Raw genomic sequence first — 17,898 nt, forward strand, 5'->3', positions numbered from 1 at the left:
AGTGAATATGCCAGAGAAGTGACCAAAGAATAGTGGGAAACTCGGTAAATGCGAAGATATGTTGCCGATACCACGGAGGTGACAATGATCAAGCCAGCCACGACCGATTTCCCGCGCTTCGAAGCCCCCTATGCCGGCGACGACGACCAGCTCATCCGCCATTTTGCTTCGCGCCTGTCGCTCTCCGAGAGCCAGAACGGCGCCATCGACCGGCGCGCCACGACCTATATCGATGCCATCAGAAACAATTCCGGCTCGGTCGGCGGCGTAGAGGACTTCTTGCGCGAATACGGTTTGTCGACCCGTGAAGGTCTGGCGCTCATGGTGCTTGCCGAAGCGCTCTTGCGCGTGCCTGACGCGCTCACCCAGGACCGTCTGATCGAGGACAAGCTGAAGGAGGGCGGCTGGAGCGAACACGAGGCACACGGCGACAGCTGGTTCGTCTCGGCCTCTGCCTGGGCGCTCGGCCTCTCCGCCCGCGTCATCCGTCCGGGCGAGACGCCTGAAGGCGTGATGCGCGGTCTCGTCAAGCGCCTGGGTCTTCCCACGGTCCGCTCGGCCACCAAGCAGGCCATGCGCTTCCTTGGCCATCACTTCGTTCTCGGCGAAACGATCAAGGACGCGCTGTCGCGTGCGGCCAAGAGCGAGGAGCGCGGTTATCGCCACTCCTTCGACATGCTGGGCGAGGGCGCGCGCACCGCCGAAGACGCCAAGCGCTACTTCCAGTCCTATGCCATGGCGATCGAGGCGATCGGCGCGCATATGGCGAAACACGGCAAGAGCCAGCTTCTGCCGAACCGGATGGGCATCTCTGTGAAGCTCTCGGCGCTGCATCCGCGCTATCTGGCCACCCATCGCGACCGTGTCATGCGCGAGCTGGTGCCTGATCTCCTGAAGCTTGCGCAGATGGCCAAGGCGCATCAGCTCAATTTCACCGTCGATGCCGAAGAGGCCGACCGTCTCGAACTCTCTCTCGACGTGGTCGCCGCCGTCTTTGCCGATCCGTCGCTGTCAGGCTGGGACGGTTTCGGTCTCGCCATCCAGGCCTATCAGAAGCGCGCGCCGCAGGTGATCGATTACATCGACGGCCTCTGCCAGCAGTATGGTCGCCGGATGATGGTGCGTCTGGTCAAGGGCGCCTATTGGGATACGGAAGTGAAGCGCGCCCAGGAGCGCGGCCTCGACGACTACCCTGTCTGGACCCGCAAGCAGGCGACGGATCTCTCCTATTTGCATTGTGCGGCCAAGCTGATGGAAAAGCGGGCGCGCATCTTCCCGCAGTTTGCCACCCACAATGCGCTTACCGTCTCGACGATCATCGAGCTTGCCGGTGCCGACCGCTCCGGCTTCGAATTCCAGCGCCTGCATGGCATGGGCGAGGCACTCTACGACACGCTGCTCTCGGGCAATGATCGCATTGCCTGCCGCATCTACGCGCCTGTCGGCGGCTACCGCGACCTACTCGCCTATCTCGTCCGCCGCCTGCTTGAAAACGGTGCGAATTCGTCCTTCGTCGCCGTTGCCGGTGACAAGAACATTCCGGTTTCGGCACTTCTGGAGCGGCCCACGGAAAAGCTGGGTCTCGGCAATGGCCAGAGCGCCCGCCACAGCCAGATCCCCATGCCGCTCGGTCTCTACGGTGACCGCAAGAACAGCGCCGGCTTCGAATTCGGCCATCGCGACAATCTGGAACGGCTAATGGCCCGCATCGGTCAGCCGCTCTCCGAGATCGCGGCCCGTCCGCTGGTTCCAGGGGCAACCGGCGCGACCAGTGACGAGGCCGTGCTGTCGCCGGCCGATCGCGCCCACAAGGTCGGCACGGTGCGCAATGCGACGCCGGCCGATGTCGACCGCGCCTTCGCTGCCGGACGCCAGGGCTTTGCCCTGTGGTCACGGACCCCGGTGGAAGAGCGCGCGGCAACGCTGGACAAGTTGGCCGACCTGCTTGAAGCCGATCGGGATCGCCTTCTGGCCCTCCTTGCACTCGAAGCCGGCAAGACGCTGGATGACGGTGTTGCCGAAATCCGCGAGGCTGTCGATTTTTGCCGCTACTATGCAGCCCAAGCCCGTAAGCAGTTCGGCGAGGTCGAAGTCATGCCGGGCCCGACCGGTGAACTCAACCGTCTCTCCTGGCGCGGTCGTGGCGTCTTCGCCTGCATTTCGCCGTGGAACTTCCCGCTGGCCATCTTCCTTGGCCAGGTTTCGGCCGCCCTGGTCGCCGGCAATGCCGTCATCGCCAAGCCCGCGCCGCAGACGCCGCTGATTGCCTTCGAAGCGGTCAAGCTCTTCCACAAGGCCGGCGTTCCGGAAGACGTGCTGATGCTGCTGCCCGGTGCTGGCGATGTCGGGGCCGCGATCGCTGCCCATCCAAAGCTCGCCGGCATCGCTTTTACCGGCTCGACGGGAACCGCCCAGGCGATCAACCGGACGCTTGCCGCCAAGGACGGCCCGATCGTGCCGCTGATTGCCGAAACCGGTGGTCTGAACGCGATGATCGTCGATGCGACCGCGCTTGCCGAACAGGTGGCCGACGATGTCGTGCTCTCGGCCTTCCGCTCGGCCGGCCAGCGCTGCTCGGCGCTGCGCATACTCTACCTGCAGGAGGATATCGCCGACGGCATGCTGGAGATGATCGAGGGTGCCGCCCGCGAGCTTAATCTCGGCAATCCGCTGGAGATCACCACGGATATCGGCCCTGTTATCGACGAGAAGCAGAAGGCGATGCTGGAGAGCCATATCGCCGAGATGAAGCGTAGCCAGAAGGTGCGTTACGCCGGGAAGGTGCCCGCGACCGGCAACTTCTTCGCGCCACATATTGTCGAGCTGGATCGGCCAGAGGCGCTGACCAGGGAAATCTTCGGCCCCGTGCTTCACGTCGTGCGCTGGAAGGCCAAGGCCCTCGACCAGGTCATCGCCTCGATCGACGCCACCGGCTACGGGCTGACGCTTGGTGTGCACAGCCGCATTGAGGCGACGATCCGCAAGGTCACCGAAGCGCTCGACACCGGCAACATCTATGTCAACCGCAACATGATCGGCGCTGTTGTCGGCACCCAGCCCTTCGGCGGCTCCGGCATGTCCGGCACCGGCTTCAAGGCGGGTGGACCGGCTTACTTGAGCCGCTTTGCGGTCGAGCAGGTTATCTCGGTGAATACGGCGGCTGCCGGCGGGAACGCGAGCCTGATCGCGATTGGCGAGGGGTGAGGTTTGCGACGGCTGTCGCAATCGCTGCGGTCTGAGGGCACCCCCCGCATTGTCACTGCGTGACATCTCCCACACACGGGGGGAGAGTGGGTGCCTGCCGCCGGCTCGGTGTAACGTCACAGCTCGATTTCGGAAAGCTGCGAGGTCAGCCGCATTCCGAAATCGCCCCATGTATGGGAGATGCCCGGCAGGGCAGAGGGGCCTTGCCGCTAAGCGGGAGCGCGAGGTCCCATGTCGCATTCAGCCCCATACTCTTCGCTGTGAAAAAAGTCCTCTGCCCTGCTTGCCAGCCGGGCTGCGCCGTCCGATCTTCTCGGCACACATAAGGGGCAGGGACACATGACCGTACCATCCGACATCGAGATTGCGCGCGCAGCCAAGAAAAAGCCGATCCAGGAGATTGGCTGCAAGCTAGGCATTCCCTCCGAAAACCTGATCCCTTACGGCCACGACAAGGCAAAGATCTCCGCCAGCTTCATCAAGGGGCTTTCCGACCGGCCGGACGGCAAGCTGATCCTGGTGACGGCCATCAACCCGACACCGGCAGGTGAGGGCAAGACAACCACGACCGTCGGCCTCGGTGATGGCCTCAACCGGATCGGCAAAAAGGCCGTGATCTGCATCCGCGAACCCTCGCTCGGTCCCTGTTTCGGGGTGAAGGGTGGGGCCGCCGGTGGCGGTTATGCGCAGGTCGTTCCAATGGAGGACATCAATCTCCATTTCACCGGCGATTTCCACGCGATCACCTCGGCCCATAATCTGCTCTCGGCGCTGATCGACAATCACATCTATTGGGGCAACGAGCTCAACATCGACACGCGTCGCATCACCTGGCGCAGGGTCATGGATATGAACGACCGGGCGCTGCGCCAGATCGTGACGTCGCTCGGTGGCGCCTCGAACGGTTTCCCGCGCGAGGCGGGCTTCGACATCACAGTTGCTTCGGAAGTCATGGCGATCCTCTGCCTTGCGACCGACCTAGAAGACCTGGAGCGGCGCCTCGGCGCCATCATCATCGGTTATCGGCGCGACAAGAGCCCTGTCTTTGCCCGCGATCTGAAGGCCGACGGCGCCATGGCCGTGTTGCTCAAGGAGGCCCTGCAGCCGAACCTCGTGCAGACGCTCGAAAACAATCCGGCGCTGGTGCATGGCGGCCCCTTCGCCAATATCGCCCATGGCTGCAATTCGGTGGTGGCGACGAAGACAGCGCTCAAGCTCGGCGACTATGTGGTGACAGAGGCCGGCTTCGGCGCCGATCTCGGCGCAGAGAAATTCTTCGACATCAAGTGCCGCAAGGCCGGGCTCACGCCCTCGGCCGTCGTCCTCGTGGCGACGGTCCGGGCGCTCAAGATGAATGGCGGCGTGGCGAAGGAGGATCTTGGCCGCGAGGATGTCGCGGCTGTCGAACGGGGCGCCGTCAATCTCGCGCGCCATCTGGAAAACCTCGCCAAGTTCGGCGTGCCGGCGGTGGTGGCGATCAACCATTTCACCAGTGATACCCATGCCGAGATTGCCGCGGTCAAGGCGGTCGCTGAAGGCCTCGGAGCAGAAGCCGTGCTCTGCCGGCACTGGGCTGACGGCTCGGCGGGGATCACCGAGCTTGCCGAAACGGTGGTCCGGATTGCCGAGACACCGTCCGCCTTTCATCCGCTCTATCCCGATGCCATGCCACTCTTTTCCAAGATCGAGCGCATTGCGGCCGAGATCTACCGGGCGGGTGAGGTGACGGCTGACAAGGCGGTGCGCGACCAGCTCGCCGACTGGGAGCAGCAGGGCTATGGCGAGCTGCCGGTCTGCATGGCGAAGACGCAGTATTCCTTCTCCACCGATCCGACGCTACGCGGCGCGCCGGAGGGGCATGAAGTGCATGTTCGCGAGGTGCGGCTCTCGGCCGGCGCCGGTTTCATCGTTGCGATCACAGGCGAGATCATGACCATGCCAGGCCTGCCGCGCGTGCCGTCTTCGGAAAAGATCCGGCTCAATTCGGACGGCGCTATCGAGGGGCTGTTTTAGCCGGCCCTGAAAATCACCACTGAAATCTTGTGGTATTTCTGTCACGTTCGAGCGCGTGATAATTCATGATAAAAAGAATCATGTTTTATATCTTGACGATTGTAATCATGTTTTATACGGCATGATTACGGCGGGAACAACGTCTCCGCCACGTTTTTGACGCAATCACATCCGGCCGACCCGCTTCTGCCATCGGAAGCGGGAACCCTTTCTTGCGGCCATCGAAAGGACGACACTCATGCGCTCCCGGTCCCTCCGCCCCATCCTGCTGGCCTGCACGGCGCTCGCAGCGATCACTTCGCTTGCGCCTGCCCAGGCGCAGACTGCTGCAACGACCACGACGAATGCTGACGAGACGCAGCTTCAGACGATCGTGGTCAAGGGGAAACGTGTGCCGGCCGGGTCGGTTGCGGATACGCCGCTGGCGACGGAGACGACGGCCGATGACATCCGGCAGAAGGAAATCAAGGATCTGAGCGACCTCGGCAATACGACCGAAGCCGGGATTGATTTCATCAAGTCGAAGCCCGGCAGGACCGGTGGCCTGTTCATCCGCGGCCTGACCGGTCCGCGCGTCGCCGTTCTGGTGGACGAGATTCCGGTTCCTTTCCTGCAGACCATTGCCCGTAACGGCGCGGGCTCACCGACAACAGGAATCAACGGTCAGCCAGACAGTTTCGACGTGGATTCGCTCGGCGGGCTCGACGTCCTGCGCGGTGCCGATTCCAGCAAGGTCGGCTCTGGTGCGCTTGGTGGCGCACTCGTTGCCCGCACGCTGGAGCCGGAAGATCTGATCGCCGAGGGTCGCGATTGGGGCGGCGTCGCAAAGACCGGCTATGACAGCGAAGACAAGAGCTTCAGCAACTCCCTGGCTGTGGCCAAGCAGGTGGAAAACACCTCGGTGCTCTTCCAGGGCTCCTACACGCGCGGTCAGGAGAGCGACAACCAGGGCACGGCGGATATCTATGGTAGCTCGCGCACCGAGCCCAACCCTATGGACTTCGTCCGCAACAACCTGCTCTTCAAGTTCCGCCACAAGCTGGAGGGCGGTCACACGGTCGGCCTGACTGCGGAGCGTTACGACTACACGAGCGACAGCAATCTCAAGACGCTGCAGTCCTCCACCTTCACCCCCACCACGGCCGCTTCCACTTTCCGCCCGGACGCCTATTTCGGCTGGGATGACGTCCGGCGCGAGCGTGTGTCCCTCGACTATTTCTACGAGGCACCTTCCACCGATGCGCTTGTCCAGGCCGCCAGCCTGCGTCTTTACTGGCAGCAGCTCAGCAAGGACGCCGGGTCCTTCGGCTTGCGCAACAGCGGCGCGCAATATCTTCGCGCCAACTCGGCAGAGGAACAGGATTTCGGGGTGATCGGCTCGCTGGTATCCGAATTCGACACCGGCGCGCTTAGCCATCAACTGCGGTTGCGCGGCAATGCCACGACCTTCGAAACGCACCAGTTCATCTCGGCCTTTCCGGCTTCGGCGACGGTCGTCTCGCAGTCCGATGCGCCCGATGTCGACGGCGTCACGCTCGGCTTCTCGATCGAGGATCAGATCACCTTCGGCGACAGCGGCTTCTCGCTCACGCCAGGCATCCGCTTCGACTTCCACGACTATGAGCCGCAGGACTCGGCTGCCTATCGTGGCAACACCGGCTACAACGCCTTCGGGCTTCCGAAATCCTTCAGCGACAGCAATTTTTCGCCCAAGCTTCTGGCCGAGTATCAGTTGAACGAAAGCGTGGGTGTCTTTGCCCAGTGGGCGATGGCCTATCGTGCGCCGACAGTGGACGAGCTCTATGGCAACTTCACGAACACGCTGGGCGGCTATGCCAGCATAGGCAATCCCAATCTCGAAGCAGAGACCGGGCATGGCTTCGAAGTGGGTGCCAAGTGGAACACGGGTGATTTCAACGGCAGCGTGACGCTGTTCCACAATATGTACGACAACTTCATCAACAACGTGACGCGCGTTGGCGTGTCGCCACAGCCGGCAAGTCTCTTCACCTACGAAAACGTCCGTGACGTCCGCATTTCCGGTGCCGAGATCAAGACGCGCAAGGACTTTGCCAACGGCTTCTTCGCGGAAGGCTCTCTGGCGGTTGCCTATGGCGAGTACGGTGACACCAATGCCCGCCTGCGTAGCGTGGCGCCGCTCAAGGCGATCCTTGGCCTCGGCTATCAGCAGGAAACCTGGGGAACGCAGCTGACCGGTATCTTCTCCGCTGCCATGCCCGATGACAACGTCGCCAACACATTCGATGCCCCCGGCTACGGCGTCTTCAACGTGTCCGGCTGGTGGGAACCCGAGGCCGTGAAGGGCCTGCGCATCCAGGCCGGCGTCTACAACATCTTCGACAAGACCTATTGGAACGCCGTCGGCGTGGAATTGGTCAACCCGAATGCGGCGAGCTCGGCCAACCAGCCGACGGCCTTCTACTCGGAAGCCGGAACGACCTTCAAAATCTCGCTCACCCAGAAGTTCTGAGCAGAGCAAGATCGACCTCCCGGGCGGCGCAGCGATGCGCCGCCTTTTGCCTTGCGTCACCGGCAATACCGGAAGCCGCTCTTCCGCTTGACGACATCCAGATGCATGTGATCCTGATGTGTCGCGTCGCTGCCGGGGGATAGCACTGTCGTGAAATAGAGGCAGGCGATGGCATTGAAGGCGCGCTGGAAGGCGGCTTCGGCCGTACCGTTATCTTGGCTTGCAATCATCACCGCCATGTCGTCGTTGCCGAAACGCAAGCCGGCAATGTCGATGGCGTTGCCATAGGCGTGCTCCGACACCTTGCCGGTCTCTACGCTGTTTCGGTTGCGGCAGACATAACCCGAGGCGTGGCGGATGGCGGCAAGCTTCGGCTTGTCGGGGAAGGCGGCTTCTGCTGCCGGCTTCAGCATGTCGCGTGTCATGCGCGCCAGTTGCAATGCCGTCTCGCAGCGAAGCGTCGCCTCCGGCTCCAAGGCGACGTCCGGGAGCGGCCTTGTCAGCGTGATCGGGGCCGCGATGCCGCAGCCATCGGCATCATCGATGGCTTTGTCGGTCTCGAAGCGCGCACCGATCGCCTTGAGATCGGCGAGGCAGGCGGCAAGAGCCTTCGGGTCTTCGACCGGCGGTGGCGGATCAAGGGAAGCGGCTTTCTGCTCATCCTCATCCTCATCCTCATCAGTCTCGGCCTCGTCACTCTTCGTGTCCTTTGCTGCCTCCGTTTCTGCAGGGCTCGACGGTTTCGCACCTTCCTCTGCATCGGCCGCCGTCTCGGGCTTGCTTTGCGGTGTGGGAGCCTCGAGGGGAGCGGATGTTTGGATGCCGTCGGGCGCTTTCGCCTCTGCGTCCGGTGCCGGCGTTGCCACCTGTGGTCTCATTTGCGGCAGGGGGCCGCGCGAGGGCAGGGTAAGGCCGGTCACGATCGGCAAGGCAAGCAGGAGACCGACCAGTGTCGGCGTTCTCGTCTTCGTCATCTCGTCTCCCTGTTCCCCAGTCCCCGGGTCAAAAGGCGCGAGCCGTCGAAAAGTTCATCAACTGAGCCCAGCAAAACGCCCTTGCTAAGGCAGCGGCTCCACGGTATTCGTTGGCCCATGAAGATCGTTTCGAAGACCTTTGCTTGGTGGTGGGCACGCTAACGCGGCCTTGACCAGTCATGTCTTCAGACGATTGACCCCAAAGCCGCCCGGAAACTTTCCTGAGGCGGCTTTTTCGTGTTCAAGGCCTCAGGAGACGGGCCTCGAAGAGTGGAGAAGGACGGATATGTCGACGATTTTGCAGGAAGACGGCTCGGAAGCCTATCAGACGCGCGGCGGCGTGACCGTCACGCGCAGGCGCCGGCCGACGCCCTATGGCGATGCCATCTCCACCTATGTCGACAAGCTCGACGAACGCCGTGGTGCCGTGTTCTCGTCCAACTACGAATATCCGGGTCGTTATACGCGCTGGGACACGGCCATCGTCGATCCGCCGCTGGGCATTTCCTCCTTCGGTCGCAAGGTCTGGATCGAAGCCTATAACGGTCGCGGCGAAGCGCTGCTGGCGATGATCGCCGCGGCTCTGGCCTCCGTTGACGATCTGGCGCTGGGTGCCCGCACCGCGACCCGCCTTGATCTCGACGTCAAGCTGCCGTCGCGCGTGTTCACGGAAGAAGAGCGCTCGAAGATGCCGACGGTCTTCACCGTGCTACGCGCCATCACGGCGCTGTTTTATTCGGAAGAAGACGCGGCCATCGGCCTGTTCGGCGCCTTCGGCTATGATCTCGCCTTCCAGTTCGACGCCATCGACCTGAAACTCACCCGTCCCGACGACCAGCGCGACATGGTGCTCTTCCTGCCGGACGAGATCCTCGTCGTCGACCATTATTCCGCCAAGGCCTGGATCGACCGCTACGACTTCACCAAGGGTAACGTCACCACCATCGGCCAGTCGGAGGATATCGCGCCGGAGCCCTTTGTGCACACCGACACGATCCCGCCGCGCGGCGATCATCGTCCCGGCGAATATGCCGAGCTGGTCACCAAGGCGAAGGAAAGCTTCCGCAAGGGCGACCTGTTCGAGGTCGTTCCCGGCCAGAAGTTCATGGAACGCTGCGACTCGAAGCCGTCGCAGATCTCCAAGCGGCTGAAGGAAATCAATCCGTCACCCTATTCCTTCTTCATCAATCTTGGCCATCAGGAATATCTGGTCGGCGCATCGCCGGAGATGTTCGTCCGCGTCAATGGCCGCCGCATCGAGACCTGCCCGATCTCAGGCACGATCCGCCGCGGTGCCGATCCGATCGAGGATTCGGCGCAGATCCTGAAGCTCCTCAACTCCAAGAAGGACGAGAGCGAGCTCACCATGTGCTCGGACGTCGACCGCAACGACAAGTCCCGCGTGTGTGAGCCGGGCTCGGTCAAGGTCATCGGTCGCCGCCAGATCGAGATGTATTCGCGCCTCATCCACACAGTAGACCACATTGAAGGGCGGCTTCGCGACGGCATGGACGCCTTTGACGGCTTCTTGTCGCACGCCTGGGCCGTTACCGTGACCGGTGCGCCGAAGCTCTGGGCCATGCGTTTCATCGAAAAGCACGAGAAGAGCCCGCGCGCCTGGTATGGTGGTGCGATCGGTATGGTCGGCTTCAATGGCGATATGAACACGGGGCTTACGCTGCGCACCGTGCGCATCAAGGACGGCATTGCCGAAGTGCGCGCCGGTGCGACGCTGTTGAACGACAGCGACCCGCAGGAAGAAGAAGCCGAAACCGAACTGAAGGCCTCCGCCATGATTGCAGCGATCCGTGACGCCAAGAGCGGCAATGATGCCTCCTCCAAGCGTGGCGTCGCCCGCGTGGGTGAGGGGGTCAACATCCTGCTCGTCGACCATGAGGATTCGTTCGTCCATACGCTGGCCAACTACTTCCGCCAGACGGGTGCCACCGTGAACACCGTGCGCACGCCGGTGCCGGAGGAGATCTTCGACAGCCTGAAGCCCGATCTCGTCGTGCTGTCGCCCGGTCCCGGCTCGCCTGCCGATTTCGATTGCAAGGCGACAATCAAGAAGGCGCGCGCTCGGCAATTGCCGATCTTTGGCGTCTGCCTTGGTCTGCAGGCGCTGGCCGAAGCCTATGGTGGGGAATTGCGCCAGCTCGCGGTTCCCATGCATGGCAAGCCGTCGCGCATCCGCGTGCTTGAGCCCGGCCTCGTCTTCTCAGGGCTCGGCAAGGAAGTGACCGTCGGTCGCTACCACTCCATCTTCGCCGATCCGGCAACGCTGCCGCGCGATTTCATGATCACGGCAGAAAGCGAAGACGGCACGATCATGGGTATAGAGCACACCAAGGAACCGGTCGCCGCCGTCCAGTTCCACCCGGAATCGATCATGACGCTCGGCGGCGATGCCGGCATGCGAATGATCGAGAATGTGGTGGCGCATCTGGCGAAACGGGCGAAGGTGCAAGCGGCTTGAGGGAATAAGCGGGGCGCTTCGGCGCCCCGAATTGTTTCGGCGATAGACGCAGATCCGTGTCCGGGGGGGCTAACGGCTCTTCCGACGGAGCTGCCGTTAGGTTGCTGTTTGACAGCATGTACACTCCGTAACACTATTCCTTGAAGCCAAGCCGCAAGGAGCAGTGATCTGATGACCAAGGTCGTTTTGACCACTGAAATCGACGCCGGTCTCAATCAGGCGCTTGAAGAGATCGCGCGTTTCGACAAACGCTCAGCTTCCGACCTAGCAGATCAGGCTATCCGCAATCTTGTGGAGGAGCGCGTCGCGACGCGTGAACTGGTACGTCATGGACTTCGTCTCGTTGACGCAGGTGACGTCAAGGCCGTGGACAGTGCAGAGGTGCACCGCTGGCTGATGTCTGACGAGGACGATTTTCCGGCGGCGCGCTGAAGTCCATGCATCTCCGCTACCTTCCGACTGCCGAGCCTGGCCTTCGATGGATGCGCGACTACTACAAGCGTCATCCGCAACTGGACATCGTGGCGGCGTCGGCAGCCTTGGCCACAGCGGAGCGGACGATCGTCAATCATCCCGAGAGCGCTCCACGCTTCGAGGATTTCGAGCGTGTTCGAGAATACCACATCCGCGGGACGCACTTTGCATTGCTGTATGTGGTGACTGCTGGCCAGATATTGATCATCTATGTTCGCGACACCGTGGACAGAGAAGCGTGGATAGGCTTCGCAAGTTCCTTGCTGATCAAGCCACGCTGTTTTCCGAGAAGTGACTGTCTGGTTTTCGTTATCTTCGCGAACGCGCGGGCAACCTGAGTACCGGCGTCTTCACCCGTCCTTCTCGAATAATGATAAAAACTCTCAAGATTTTTTCCTCCCCCTGAAAAATCCTGCTGACCCGATCGTTTTTCCGTTGGCAGCCTGCGTCTGAGCCGGTGGTCTCAACGCTCATGGTCCCGTCGTTTGACGGCTTCGGTGAGCGTTGAACCCGGTGAAGCGGCCGCATGCGCGCGCAGCCTCGGTTCGAGGGACTGCGCTTTGCGGCAAGGCTTAGACGCTGCTGATCGTGTATTGGTAACAGGGGACTTTTTATGCACATGTCGAGGGGAACTCATACGCGAAGCCTGAAGGCGAGCAGGCGGAGCATTGTTGCAGGCGTTTCGCTTCTGGCGATCTCGGTCGTTTCGGCGCATGGCCAGGATGCGACCAGCGAAGACGGCGCTAACGAGAACGGTGATACGAGGCTTGCGCCGATCGTGGTGACGACGACGGCCGAAGGCCAGCCGCCAGCCACGGGAACGGTCGGCCAGCCGCCGGAAGCCTATGCCGGTAACCACGTGGCCAAGGGGGCGCGCCTCGGTTCGCTCGGCAATCGTTCAATCATGGAAACGCCGTTCAGCATCACGGCCTATACGGCAAAGCTGATCCGCGACCAGCAGGCGCGCACGGTCGCCGACATCACGCTCAACGACCCCTCCGTGCGCTCGGATGCGCCTGCGTTCAGCGAACGCGATTCCTTCTTCATTCGCGGTTTCTCGGTGGTCAATCTGGACGTGCTCTATGACGGGCTGCCCTATATCGCCAATCCGCGTCGCAGCTACCTTGAAGGCATCGAGCGGGTCGAGGTTCTCAAGGGGCCGACTGCCTTCGTCAACGGCGGCATCGGCCGTGTCGGCGGTACCGTCAATCTCATCCCCAAGCGCGCCGGCGACGAGCCGCTGACCCGCCTGACAACCACCTATATCAGCGATGGTCAGTTCTGGAACCATCTCGACGTCGGTCGCCGCTACGGCGCGGCCGGCGAATGGGGTATTCGCGCCAATGGCTCTTATCGCTTCGGCGATACCGCCATGGACAGCAACGAGATCAAGGTCGGCGTTGCCTCGCTCGGTCTCGACTACGAGGGTGAAGACGTGCGCGCCTCGCTCGATCTCAGTCATTCCGACCAGCAGATCGATGCACCGACATCGCTTTTCAATGCGGCAGCCTCCGGCATTGCGATCCCGGATGCTCCCGATGGCCGCATCAACACGGCAAGCCCGTTTGAGTATCACGACAGCACCCACAGCATGGCGGCTGCCCGTGTCGAATATGATCTGCTCGACAACACGACGCTTTATGCTGCCGTGGGCGCCAGCCGCTATCGCGAGGACTTCCTGACGTCGTCCTATACGATCAACAATGCGAACGGCAATGCGACCTCTGAGCTTGCGATCCAGCCGCAGCAGATCGACGGCTATTCCGGGGAAATCGGCATCCGTTCAGAGTTCGAGACAGGCCCGGTCAACCACAAGGTCAATCTCTCGGTGCAGAAGAGCCTCAACGAGAACTACCGTGGCGGCTTTGCACCCGGTGCACTCGGGCTGCCCGGGTCCTATTCGATGAACATCTACAATCCGAGTTATCTGCCCGCTAGCGCCGTGAGCAATCTCAATCTGCCGACATCGGACAACCTGCCGCTGTTTGCCGACCTCTTGTCCACCAGTGTCGCGTTTTCGGACACCCTGGGCTTCTTCGACGAACGTCTCGAGGTCACGCTCGGCGGCCGCTACCAGGAAATGCGCCAGAGGGGCTTCAACACCCGGCCCGATCGCGGGACGGTTGGCGTGCAGAACTACTACTATGACGAAGCGCGGTTCAGCCCGGCCGTCGCCGCCAATCTGCGCCTGATGGACGGCCTCTCGCTCTATGCCAACTATGTCGAGGCGCTGACAGAAGGGGCGATTGCCCCGGCCGCCGCTGCCAATGCCAACGAGGTGTTCCAGCCCTTCGTCAACGAGCAGAAGGAAATCGGCTTCAAATACGATCTTGGCAGTGTTGCGTTTACCGCCGCCCTGTTTGAGATCCCTTAGGCCAGCGGCTATACCACGGCAGCCACGAACATCTATTCGGTTGACGGTCTGCAGGTAAACCGTGGTGTCGAACTGTCAGCCTTCGGCGAGCCGATCGACGGCTTGCGGCTTCTGGGTGGTGTCACCTTCCTCGATACTGAGCTGGCAAGAACCCGGAATGGCGCCTTCGACGGCAAGGATGCGCCGGGGGTACCGAAGACGATGGTCAGCCTTTACGGCGAGTATGACCTGCCATCGATCGAGAACCTGACGCTCACCGGTCGGCTCGTCTATAGTGGCAGTACCTTCTACGACCAGGCGAACACCCAGAAGGTCGATGGCTGGACCCGCGTTGATCTCGGTGCGCGCTACAAGTTCGAACGCGAGAACGGCAAGCCGATCGAAATCCGGGCGAATGTCGAGAACGTCTTCAACGAGAACTACTGGGCATCGTCCGCGCGTGGTTTCCTCGCGGCCGGCGCGCCCCGGACATTCATGCTCTCCGCCTCCTTTGATTTCTAAGCGTTGATAACATCCTGACGAAGGAATTGGCCGGGCCATTCACGGTGCGGCCTTCCGGTTCTGTGCAGAGAGCATCTCCTGCCTTGACCTTTCCTCAACCCTTCGGCATTACGCTCACACTTCAACGAACCGCCCGCTTTGCCGGGCGGTTTTGTCGTTTCTGGAATTGCGTCTGCAATTCACTCGCATCTGCAGGGAAAAGGCCATGGTGGCTGACAACAACGCTTTCGTTCGGCGGCTCGCGCTCTTCGGCATTCCGCTCGCCTTCGGGGTCATGGGGCTGAAGCTTTGCGCCTGGTGGGTGACGGGTTCGGTCGCGCTGCTGTCCGATGCGCTGGAATCGACCGTCAACGTGATTGCCGCCTTCCTTGCCTATTTCGTCATCCGCTATGCGCAGAAGCCGGCGGATGACGATCATCCCTATGGCCACCATAAGGCGGAATATCTCTCGGCCGTTCTCGAGGGTGTGCTGATCGTGGTGGCGGCACTGCTCATCATCCGCGAAGCGATCCCGGCCCTTCAGAACCCGACCTTGCCCGACGCACCCTTCCTCGGGCTCGCGATCAACGGCCTTGCCGCCGTCATCAATGCCGCATGGGCAACGCTCCTGATCCGCGTTGGCAGAAGCCACCGCTCGCCGGCGCTGTCGGCCGATGGCCAGCACATCATGTCGGACGTTGTCACCTCCGTCGGGGTGATCATCGGTCTCCTGCTGGTGCTGGCGACCGGCTATGCAATCCTTGATCCGGTGCTTGCGATCCTTGTTGCGCTCAACATCATCTGGCAGGGCTGGAAGGTGATCGCGCAATCCGTCGCCGGGCTGATGGATGTCGCCGTCTCTCCCGAGGAAGCCGAGGCGATCCGGCAGGCGATCAAGGAGAATTCGGAAGGGTCGCTGGGCGTCCATTACCTGCGCTCGCGCCGGGCAGGGGCTGCAACCTTCGTCGCCTTCGATCTGGTCGTGCCCTCGAAGATGAGCGTGCGCGACGCCCATGTGATCTGTGACCGGCTGGAAATGGCCGTGCATAAGGCCGTGCCCGGCACGCGCGTCACCATTCACGTTGAACCCGAAAACGAGATGGCGCATGGCGCCGGCATCGAACTCGGGCGCTAAAATTCAAAGGATCCTATCATGAGCAAGACCGATACTTCAGGGCTGACCCAGCTCGGCCAGAGCGTCGATGCACCAGCGAGCCCCGAGACGGCCGTTCTCGAGCGCGTGCCGAACGGCAATGCCGGCACTGACTATGTCGTGCGCTTCACTGCACCCGAATTCACCTCGCTCTGCCCGATGACCGGCCAGCCGGATTTTGCCCATATCGTCATCGACTACATTCCCGGCGACTGGCTGGTGGAATCGAAGTCGCTGAAGCTGTTCCTCTTCGCCTTCCGCAATCACGGTGCCTTCCACGAGGATTGCTCGGTTTATATCGCCAAGCGCATCGTCGAACTTCTGGATCCCAAGTGGCTCCGCATCGGTGCCTACTGGTATCCGCGCGGCGGCATCCCGATCGATGTCTTCTGGCAGACCGGCGAGCCGCCAAAAGGCGTCTGGCTCCCCGAACAGGGCGTCGCCACCTATCGCGGACGCGGTTGATCTCAAGCGCTTCGGATGACTTCCCGCGCCCGAAGCGCTAGCCTCCGGCCCGTTGCATCCGGATCGGAGGCCGTTAATGCCAAAGTTTCTTGCCGTCTATACGATGAAGCACGAGGACTTCGCGCGTTTTCGCAACCTGCCCAAGGCCGAGCAGGATGCGATCGATGCCGAGGGCATTCCGAAGTGGATGGCCTGGGAGGAGCGCAACGCTGCCGCCATCGTCAATCGAGGCGGCATGGTTGGCAAAACCATGCGCGTCACCAAAGAGGGCATTGCCCCGGCGACAAATGGGATCTGCGGCTATCTGATCGTCGAGGTGGAAACGGCAGAGGCGGCAGCCAGGCTTTTTGAAGATCATCCGCATCTCACCGTTTTTCCCGGTGATGGCGTCGATATCATGCCCTTCGTCACCGATCCGCCGGAATGAGGCCGCGCATCGTCAGGGCCAAGTCCTATTCGAAGCAGGCCGTCGGGCGCGAAGTCTTCGCCTCCGTCTTCCGCTTCTTCTCCGACGAATTGTTCGACATCAAGATCGGCACGAAGTCACAGGAAGGCCTGCAGGCCGCGGTTCGCTGGACACTCGCCGATGCAACCTATTATCTCGTCAAGGAATTGACCGGGCACAAGGGCGCCTGCGACGTCTATCTGCCCAAGGCGTCCCAGGACGATCGGGCCGAGACGACAGTGGTCGCCTCGGCCAATTGAGCCCTTTCCGACTGCATCAGGAGTGGCGCCGCTGCGGCGCCGTTCGCCATGACACGACAGTCAGGCCTTTCAGTTGTTTGTGTTCAATAATTCCACTCGATCCTTTGAAGACGCACGCGCGTCTTCACTTCTCCACGCCCAGCACTTCCGCGCAACGCGACAGGCTGAAGCCGTCGCCATCGGTGTCGTTGCTGGCACGGATACTGGTGATTGCGCCCGAGGCGTCACTGTTGATCTGCAACTCACAGAAGAGCTGCTGATACTGCGGCGGCGTGATCATCTCGGGTTCCCAGAAGGGATCACGGGTCATCACGCGTGTCTGGGTCACGACCGTCTGGCCGGATCCGTCGCTGCGGGTTTCCGTGCGCACGATGGTGCGGTCCGGTTCCGGGCTTGAATACGTCGGCGGGATGTAGCGTGTCTTGTCGCCGCCACGCCAAGTATAGATCTTGCCGGATGACAGCGGATATTCGCTCTCCGGCGGACCATAGGCTGCAAAGAAGCGCTCGACAGGCTGGCCGATCCAGCGCGACTGCAGGGCGCGATTGGCATCCTCCGTCGTCGTGCAGCCGGCAAGCAGCGTAAGCGGCAGAAGAAAAGCGGCGATCAGGTTTCGGGCGGGGCGCATTTGGTTCTCGCAAGACGGGTGCGTGGTGAGGTCTTCAGTCGTACTGCGTCGGGGGCATGGCCCGCAAGATGGAGTGGTGGCCTGTCGGGCAGAAGCTCTGGTCCAATCCTGGTCGTGTTGACTGATGGGGCTGGACCGCCTGCGTTTTCCCCGACAGCTGCCTCTTCTATGCCGATTTTCGCATGGCGAGTGTTCTGCCCTTCAATCACGTCGCGGGGACGTTGCGGGGCTGCAGTCCATCGACTATCCGGCCGTTTTCGCTTGGTCCCGGCGGTTGGCGGCTTGCCGGCCTGGGCCGAGCCCTTTCTCGGCCTGAACGCGCCGCTCCTTCCCACCGGCACCGCTCTCCGCGGAAAGACCGGCAGCGCCCCGGTCAGAACCCGCGGGCTGAGCCGCGGTTCGGCTTGTCTCGTGACAGGGTAGTCCCATATCAGAGGAAAGCCAACCACATGTCCGCTCCT

At 62.0% G+C, this 17,898-nt stretch carries 12 protein-coding genes and 1 pseudogene; 11 read left to right on the plus strand and 2 right to left on the minus strand.

The window, feature by feature from the left end:
- Positions 1–84: 84 nt before the first annotated feature.
- The 3 genes from putA to SJY08_RS04145 all read left to right on the plus strand — a co-directional run bounded on the left by putA (position 85) and on the right by SJY08_RS04145 (position 7,708).
- The gene (gene putA, locus SJY08_RS04135) at positions 85–3,204 is read left to right on the plus strand and encodes a bifunctional proline dehydrogenase/L-glutamate gamma-semialdehyde dehydrogenase PutA (protein ID WP_377274783.1); all 3,120 of its coding nucleotides are present in this window, start codon (positions 85–87) and stop codon (positions 3,202–3,204) included.
- Positions 3,205–3,543: 339 nt separating this feature from the next.
- Positions 3,544–5,217 (plus strand): formate--tetrahydrofolate ligase, encoded by a 1,674-nt coding sequence (locus tag SJY08_RS04140; RefSeq protein ID WP_377274784.1) that lies wholly within the window; start codon positions 3,544–3,546, stop codon positions 5,215–5,217.
- Between the two features lie 238 nt (positions 5,218–5,455).
- Entirely contained in the window at positions 5,456–7,708 is a 2,253-nt protein-coding gene (locus SJY08_RS04145; RefSeq protein WP_377274785.1) for a TonB-dependent hemoglobin/transferrin/lactoferrin family receptor, read from the plus strand.
- A 56-nt stretch (positions 7,709–7,764) separates the two neighbouring features.
- Here SJY08_RS04145 and SJY08_RS04150 read toward each other — a convergent pair whose 3' ends face one another.
- Complete coding sequence (locus SJY08_RS04150) at positions 7,765–8,682, minus strand: extensin family protein (protein ID WP_377274786.1); 918 nt, start codon at positions 8,680–8,682, stop codon at positions 7,765–7,767.
- A gap of 286 nt (positions 8,683–8,968) precedes the next feature.
- On the opposite strand from SJY08_RS04150, the gene SJY08_RS04155 reads away from it, so the two are divergent.
- The 8 genes and pseudogenes from SJY08_RS04155 to SJY08_RS04190 all read left to right on the plus strand — a co-directional run bounded on the left by SJY08_RS04155 (position 8,969) and on the right by SJY08_RS04190 (position 16,809).
- Entirely contained in the window at positions 8,969–11,158 is a 2,190-nt protein-coding gene (locus tag SJY08_RS04155; protein WP_377274787.1) for an anthranilate synthase, read from the plus strand.
- Between the two features lie 171 nt (positions 11,159–11,329).
- Positions 11,330–11,590 carry a CopG family ribbon-helix-helix protein gene (locus tag SJY08_RS04160; protein ID WP_377274788.1) on the plus strand — a complete coding sequence of 87 codons (261 nt, stop codon included), beginning with the start codon at positions 11,330–11,332 and terminating at the stop codon, positions 11,588–11,590.
- Positions 11,591–11,640: 50 nt separating this feature from the next.
- On the plus strand, positions 11,641–11,970 hold the full coding sequence (locus SJY08_RS04165) for a hypothetical protein (RefSeq protein WP_150127511.1): 330 nt from the start codon (positions 11,641–11,643) through the stop codon (positions 11,968–11,970).
- Positions 11,971–12,245: 275 nt separating this feature from the next.
- A pseudogene (locus SJY08_RS04170) lies at positions 12,246–14,507 on the plus strand (TonB-dependent receptor).
- A 205-nt stretch (positions 14,508–14,712) separates the two neighbouring features.
- Positions 14,713–15,621, plus strand: coding sequence for a cation diffusion facilitator family transporter (locus tag SJY08_RS04175; protein ID WP_054148489.1), 909 nt, complete (start codon positions 14,713–14,715; stop codon positions 15,619–15,621).
- An 18-nt stretch (positions 15,622–15,639) separates the two neighbouring features.
- Positions 15,640–16,104: a preQ(1) synthase gene (queF, locus tag SJY08_RS04180; RefSeq protein WP_377274789.1), complete on the plus strand. Its 465-nt coding sequence runs from the start codon at positions 15,640–15,642 to the stop codon at positions 16,102–16,104.
- 76 nt (positions 16,105–16,180) lie between these two features.
- Positions 16,181–16,531 carry a hypothetical protein gene (locus SJY08_RS04185; protein WP_377274790.1) on the plus strand — a complete coding sequence of 117 codons (351 nt, stop codon included), beginning with the start codon at positions 16,181–16,183 and terminating at the stop codon, positions 16,529–16,531.
- A complete protein-coding gene (locus tag SJY08_RS04190; protein WP_377274791.1) occupies positions 16,528–16,809 on the plus strand; it encodes a hypothetical protein in 282 nt (93 codons plus the stop codon). The genes SJY08_RS04185 and SJY08_RS04190 overlap by 4 nt, the downstream gene beginning before the upstream one ends.
- Positions 16,810–16,933: 124 nt before the next feature.
- On the opposite strand, the gene SJY08_RS04195 is transcribed toward SJY08_RS04190, so the two are convergent.
- The gene (locus SJY08_RS04195; protein ID WP_377274792.1) at positions 16,934–17,437 is read right to left on the minus strand and encodes a hypothetical protein; all 504 of its coding nucleotides are present in this window, start codon (positions 17,435–17,437) and stop codon (positions 16,934–16,936) included.
- Positions 17,438–17,898 lie beyond the last annotated feature (461 nt).

The sequence above is a fragment of the Rhizobium sp. R86522 genome (genome assembly GCF_042466255.1).
GTDB lineage: Bacteria > Pseudomonadota > Alphaproteobacteria > Rhizobiales > Rhizobiaceae > Allorhizobium.

What these genes read in the sequence shown, in the direction of transcription:
- putA (WP_377274783.1), top strand. Translation starts at nt 85, where the DNA reads ATGATCAAGCCAGCCACGACCGATTTCCCGCGCTTCGAAGCCCCCTAT.
- SJY08_RS04140 (WP_377274784.1), top strand. Translation starts at nt 3,544, where the DNA reads ATGACCGTACCATCCGACATCGAGATTGCGCGCGCAGCCAAGAAAAAG.
- SJY08_RS04145 (WP_377274785.1), top strand. Translation starts at nt 5,456, where the DNA reads ATGCGCTCCCGGTCCCTCCGCCCCATCCTGCTGGCCTGCACGGCGCTC.
- SJY08_RS04150 (WP_377274786.1), bottom strand. Translation starts at nt 8,682, where the DNA reads ATGACGAAGACGAGAACGCCGACACTGGTCGGTCTCCTGCTTGCCTTG.
- SJY08_RS04155 (WP_377274787.1), top strand. Translation starts at nt 8,969, where the DNA reads ATGTCGACGATTTTGCAGGAAGACGGCTCGGAAGCCTATCAGACGCGC.
- SJY08_RS04160 (WP_377274788.1), top strand. Translation starts at nt 11,330, where the DNA reads ATGACCAAGGTCGTTTTGACCACTGAAATCGACGCCGGTCTCAATCAG.
- SJY08_RS04165 (WP_150127511.1), top strand. Translation starts at nt 11,641, where the DNA reads ATGCGCGACTACTACAAGCGTCATCCGCAACTGGACATCGTGGCGGCG.
- SJY08_RS04175 (WP_054148489.1), top strand. Translation starts at nt 14,713, where the DNA reads ATGGTGGCTGACAACAACGCTTTCGTTCGGCGGCTCGCGCTCTTCGGC.
- queF (WP_377274789.1), top strand. Translation starts at nt 15,640, where the DNA reads ATGAGCAAGACCGATACTTCAGGGCTGACCCAGCTCGGCCAGAGCGTC.
- SJY08_RS04185 (WP_377274790.1), top strand. Translation starts at nt 16,181, where the DNA reads ATGCCAAAGTTTCTTGCCGTCTATACGATGAAGCACGAGGACTTCGCG.
- SJY08_RS04190 (WP_377274791.1), top strand. Translation starts at nt 16,528, where the DNA reads ATGAGGCCGCGCATCGTCAGGGCCAAGTCCTATTCGAAGCAGGCCGTC.
- SJY08_RS04195 (WP_377274792.1), bottom strand. Translation starts at nt 17,437, where the DNA reads ATGCGCCCCGCCCGAAACCTGATCGCCGCTTTTCTTCTGCCGCTTACG.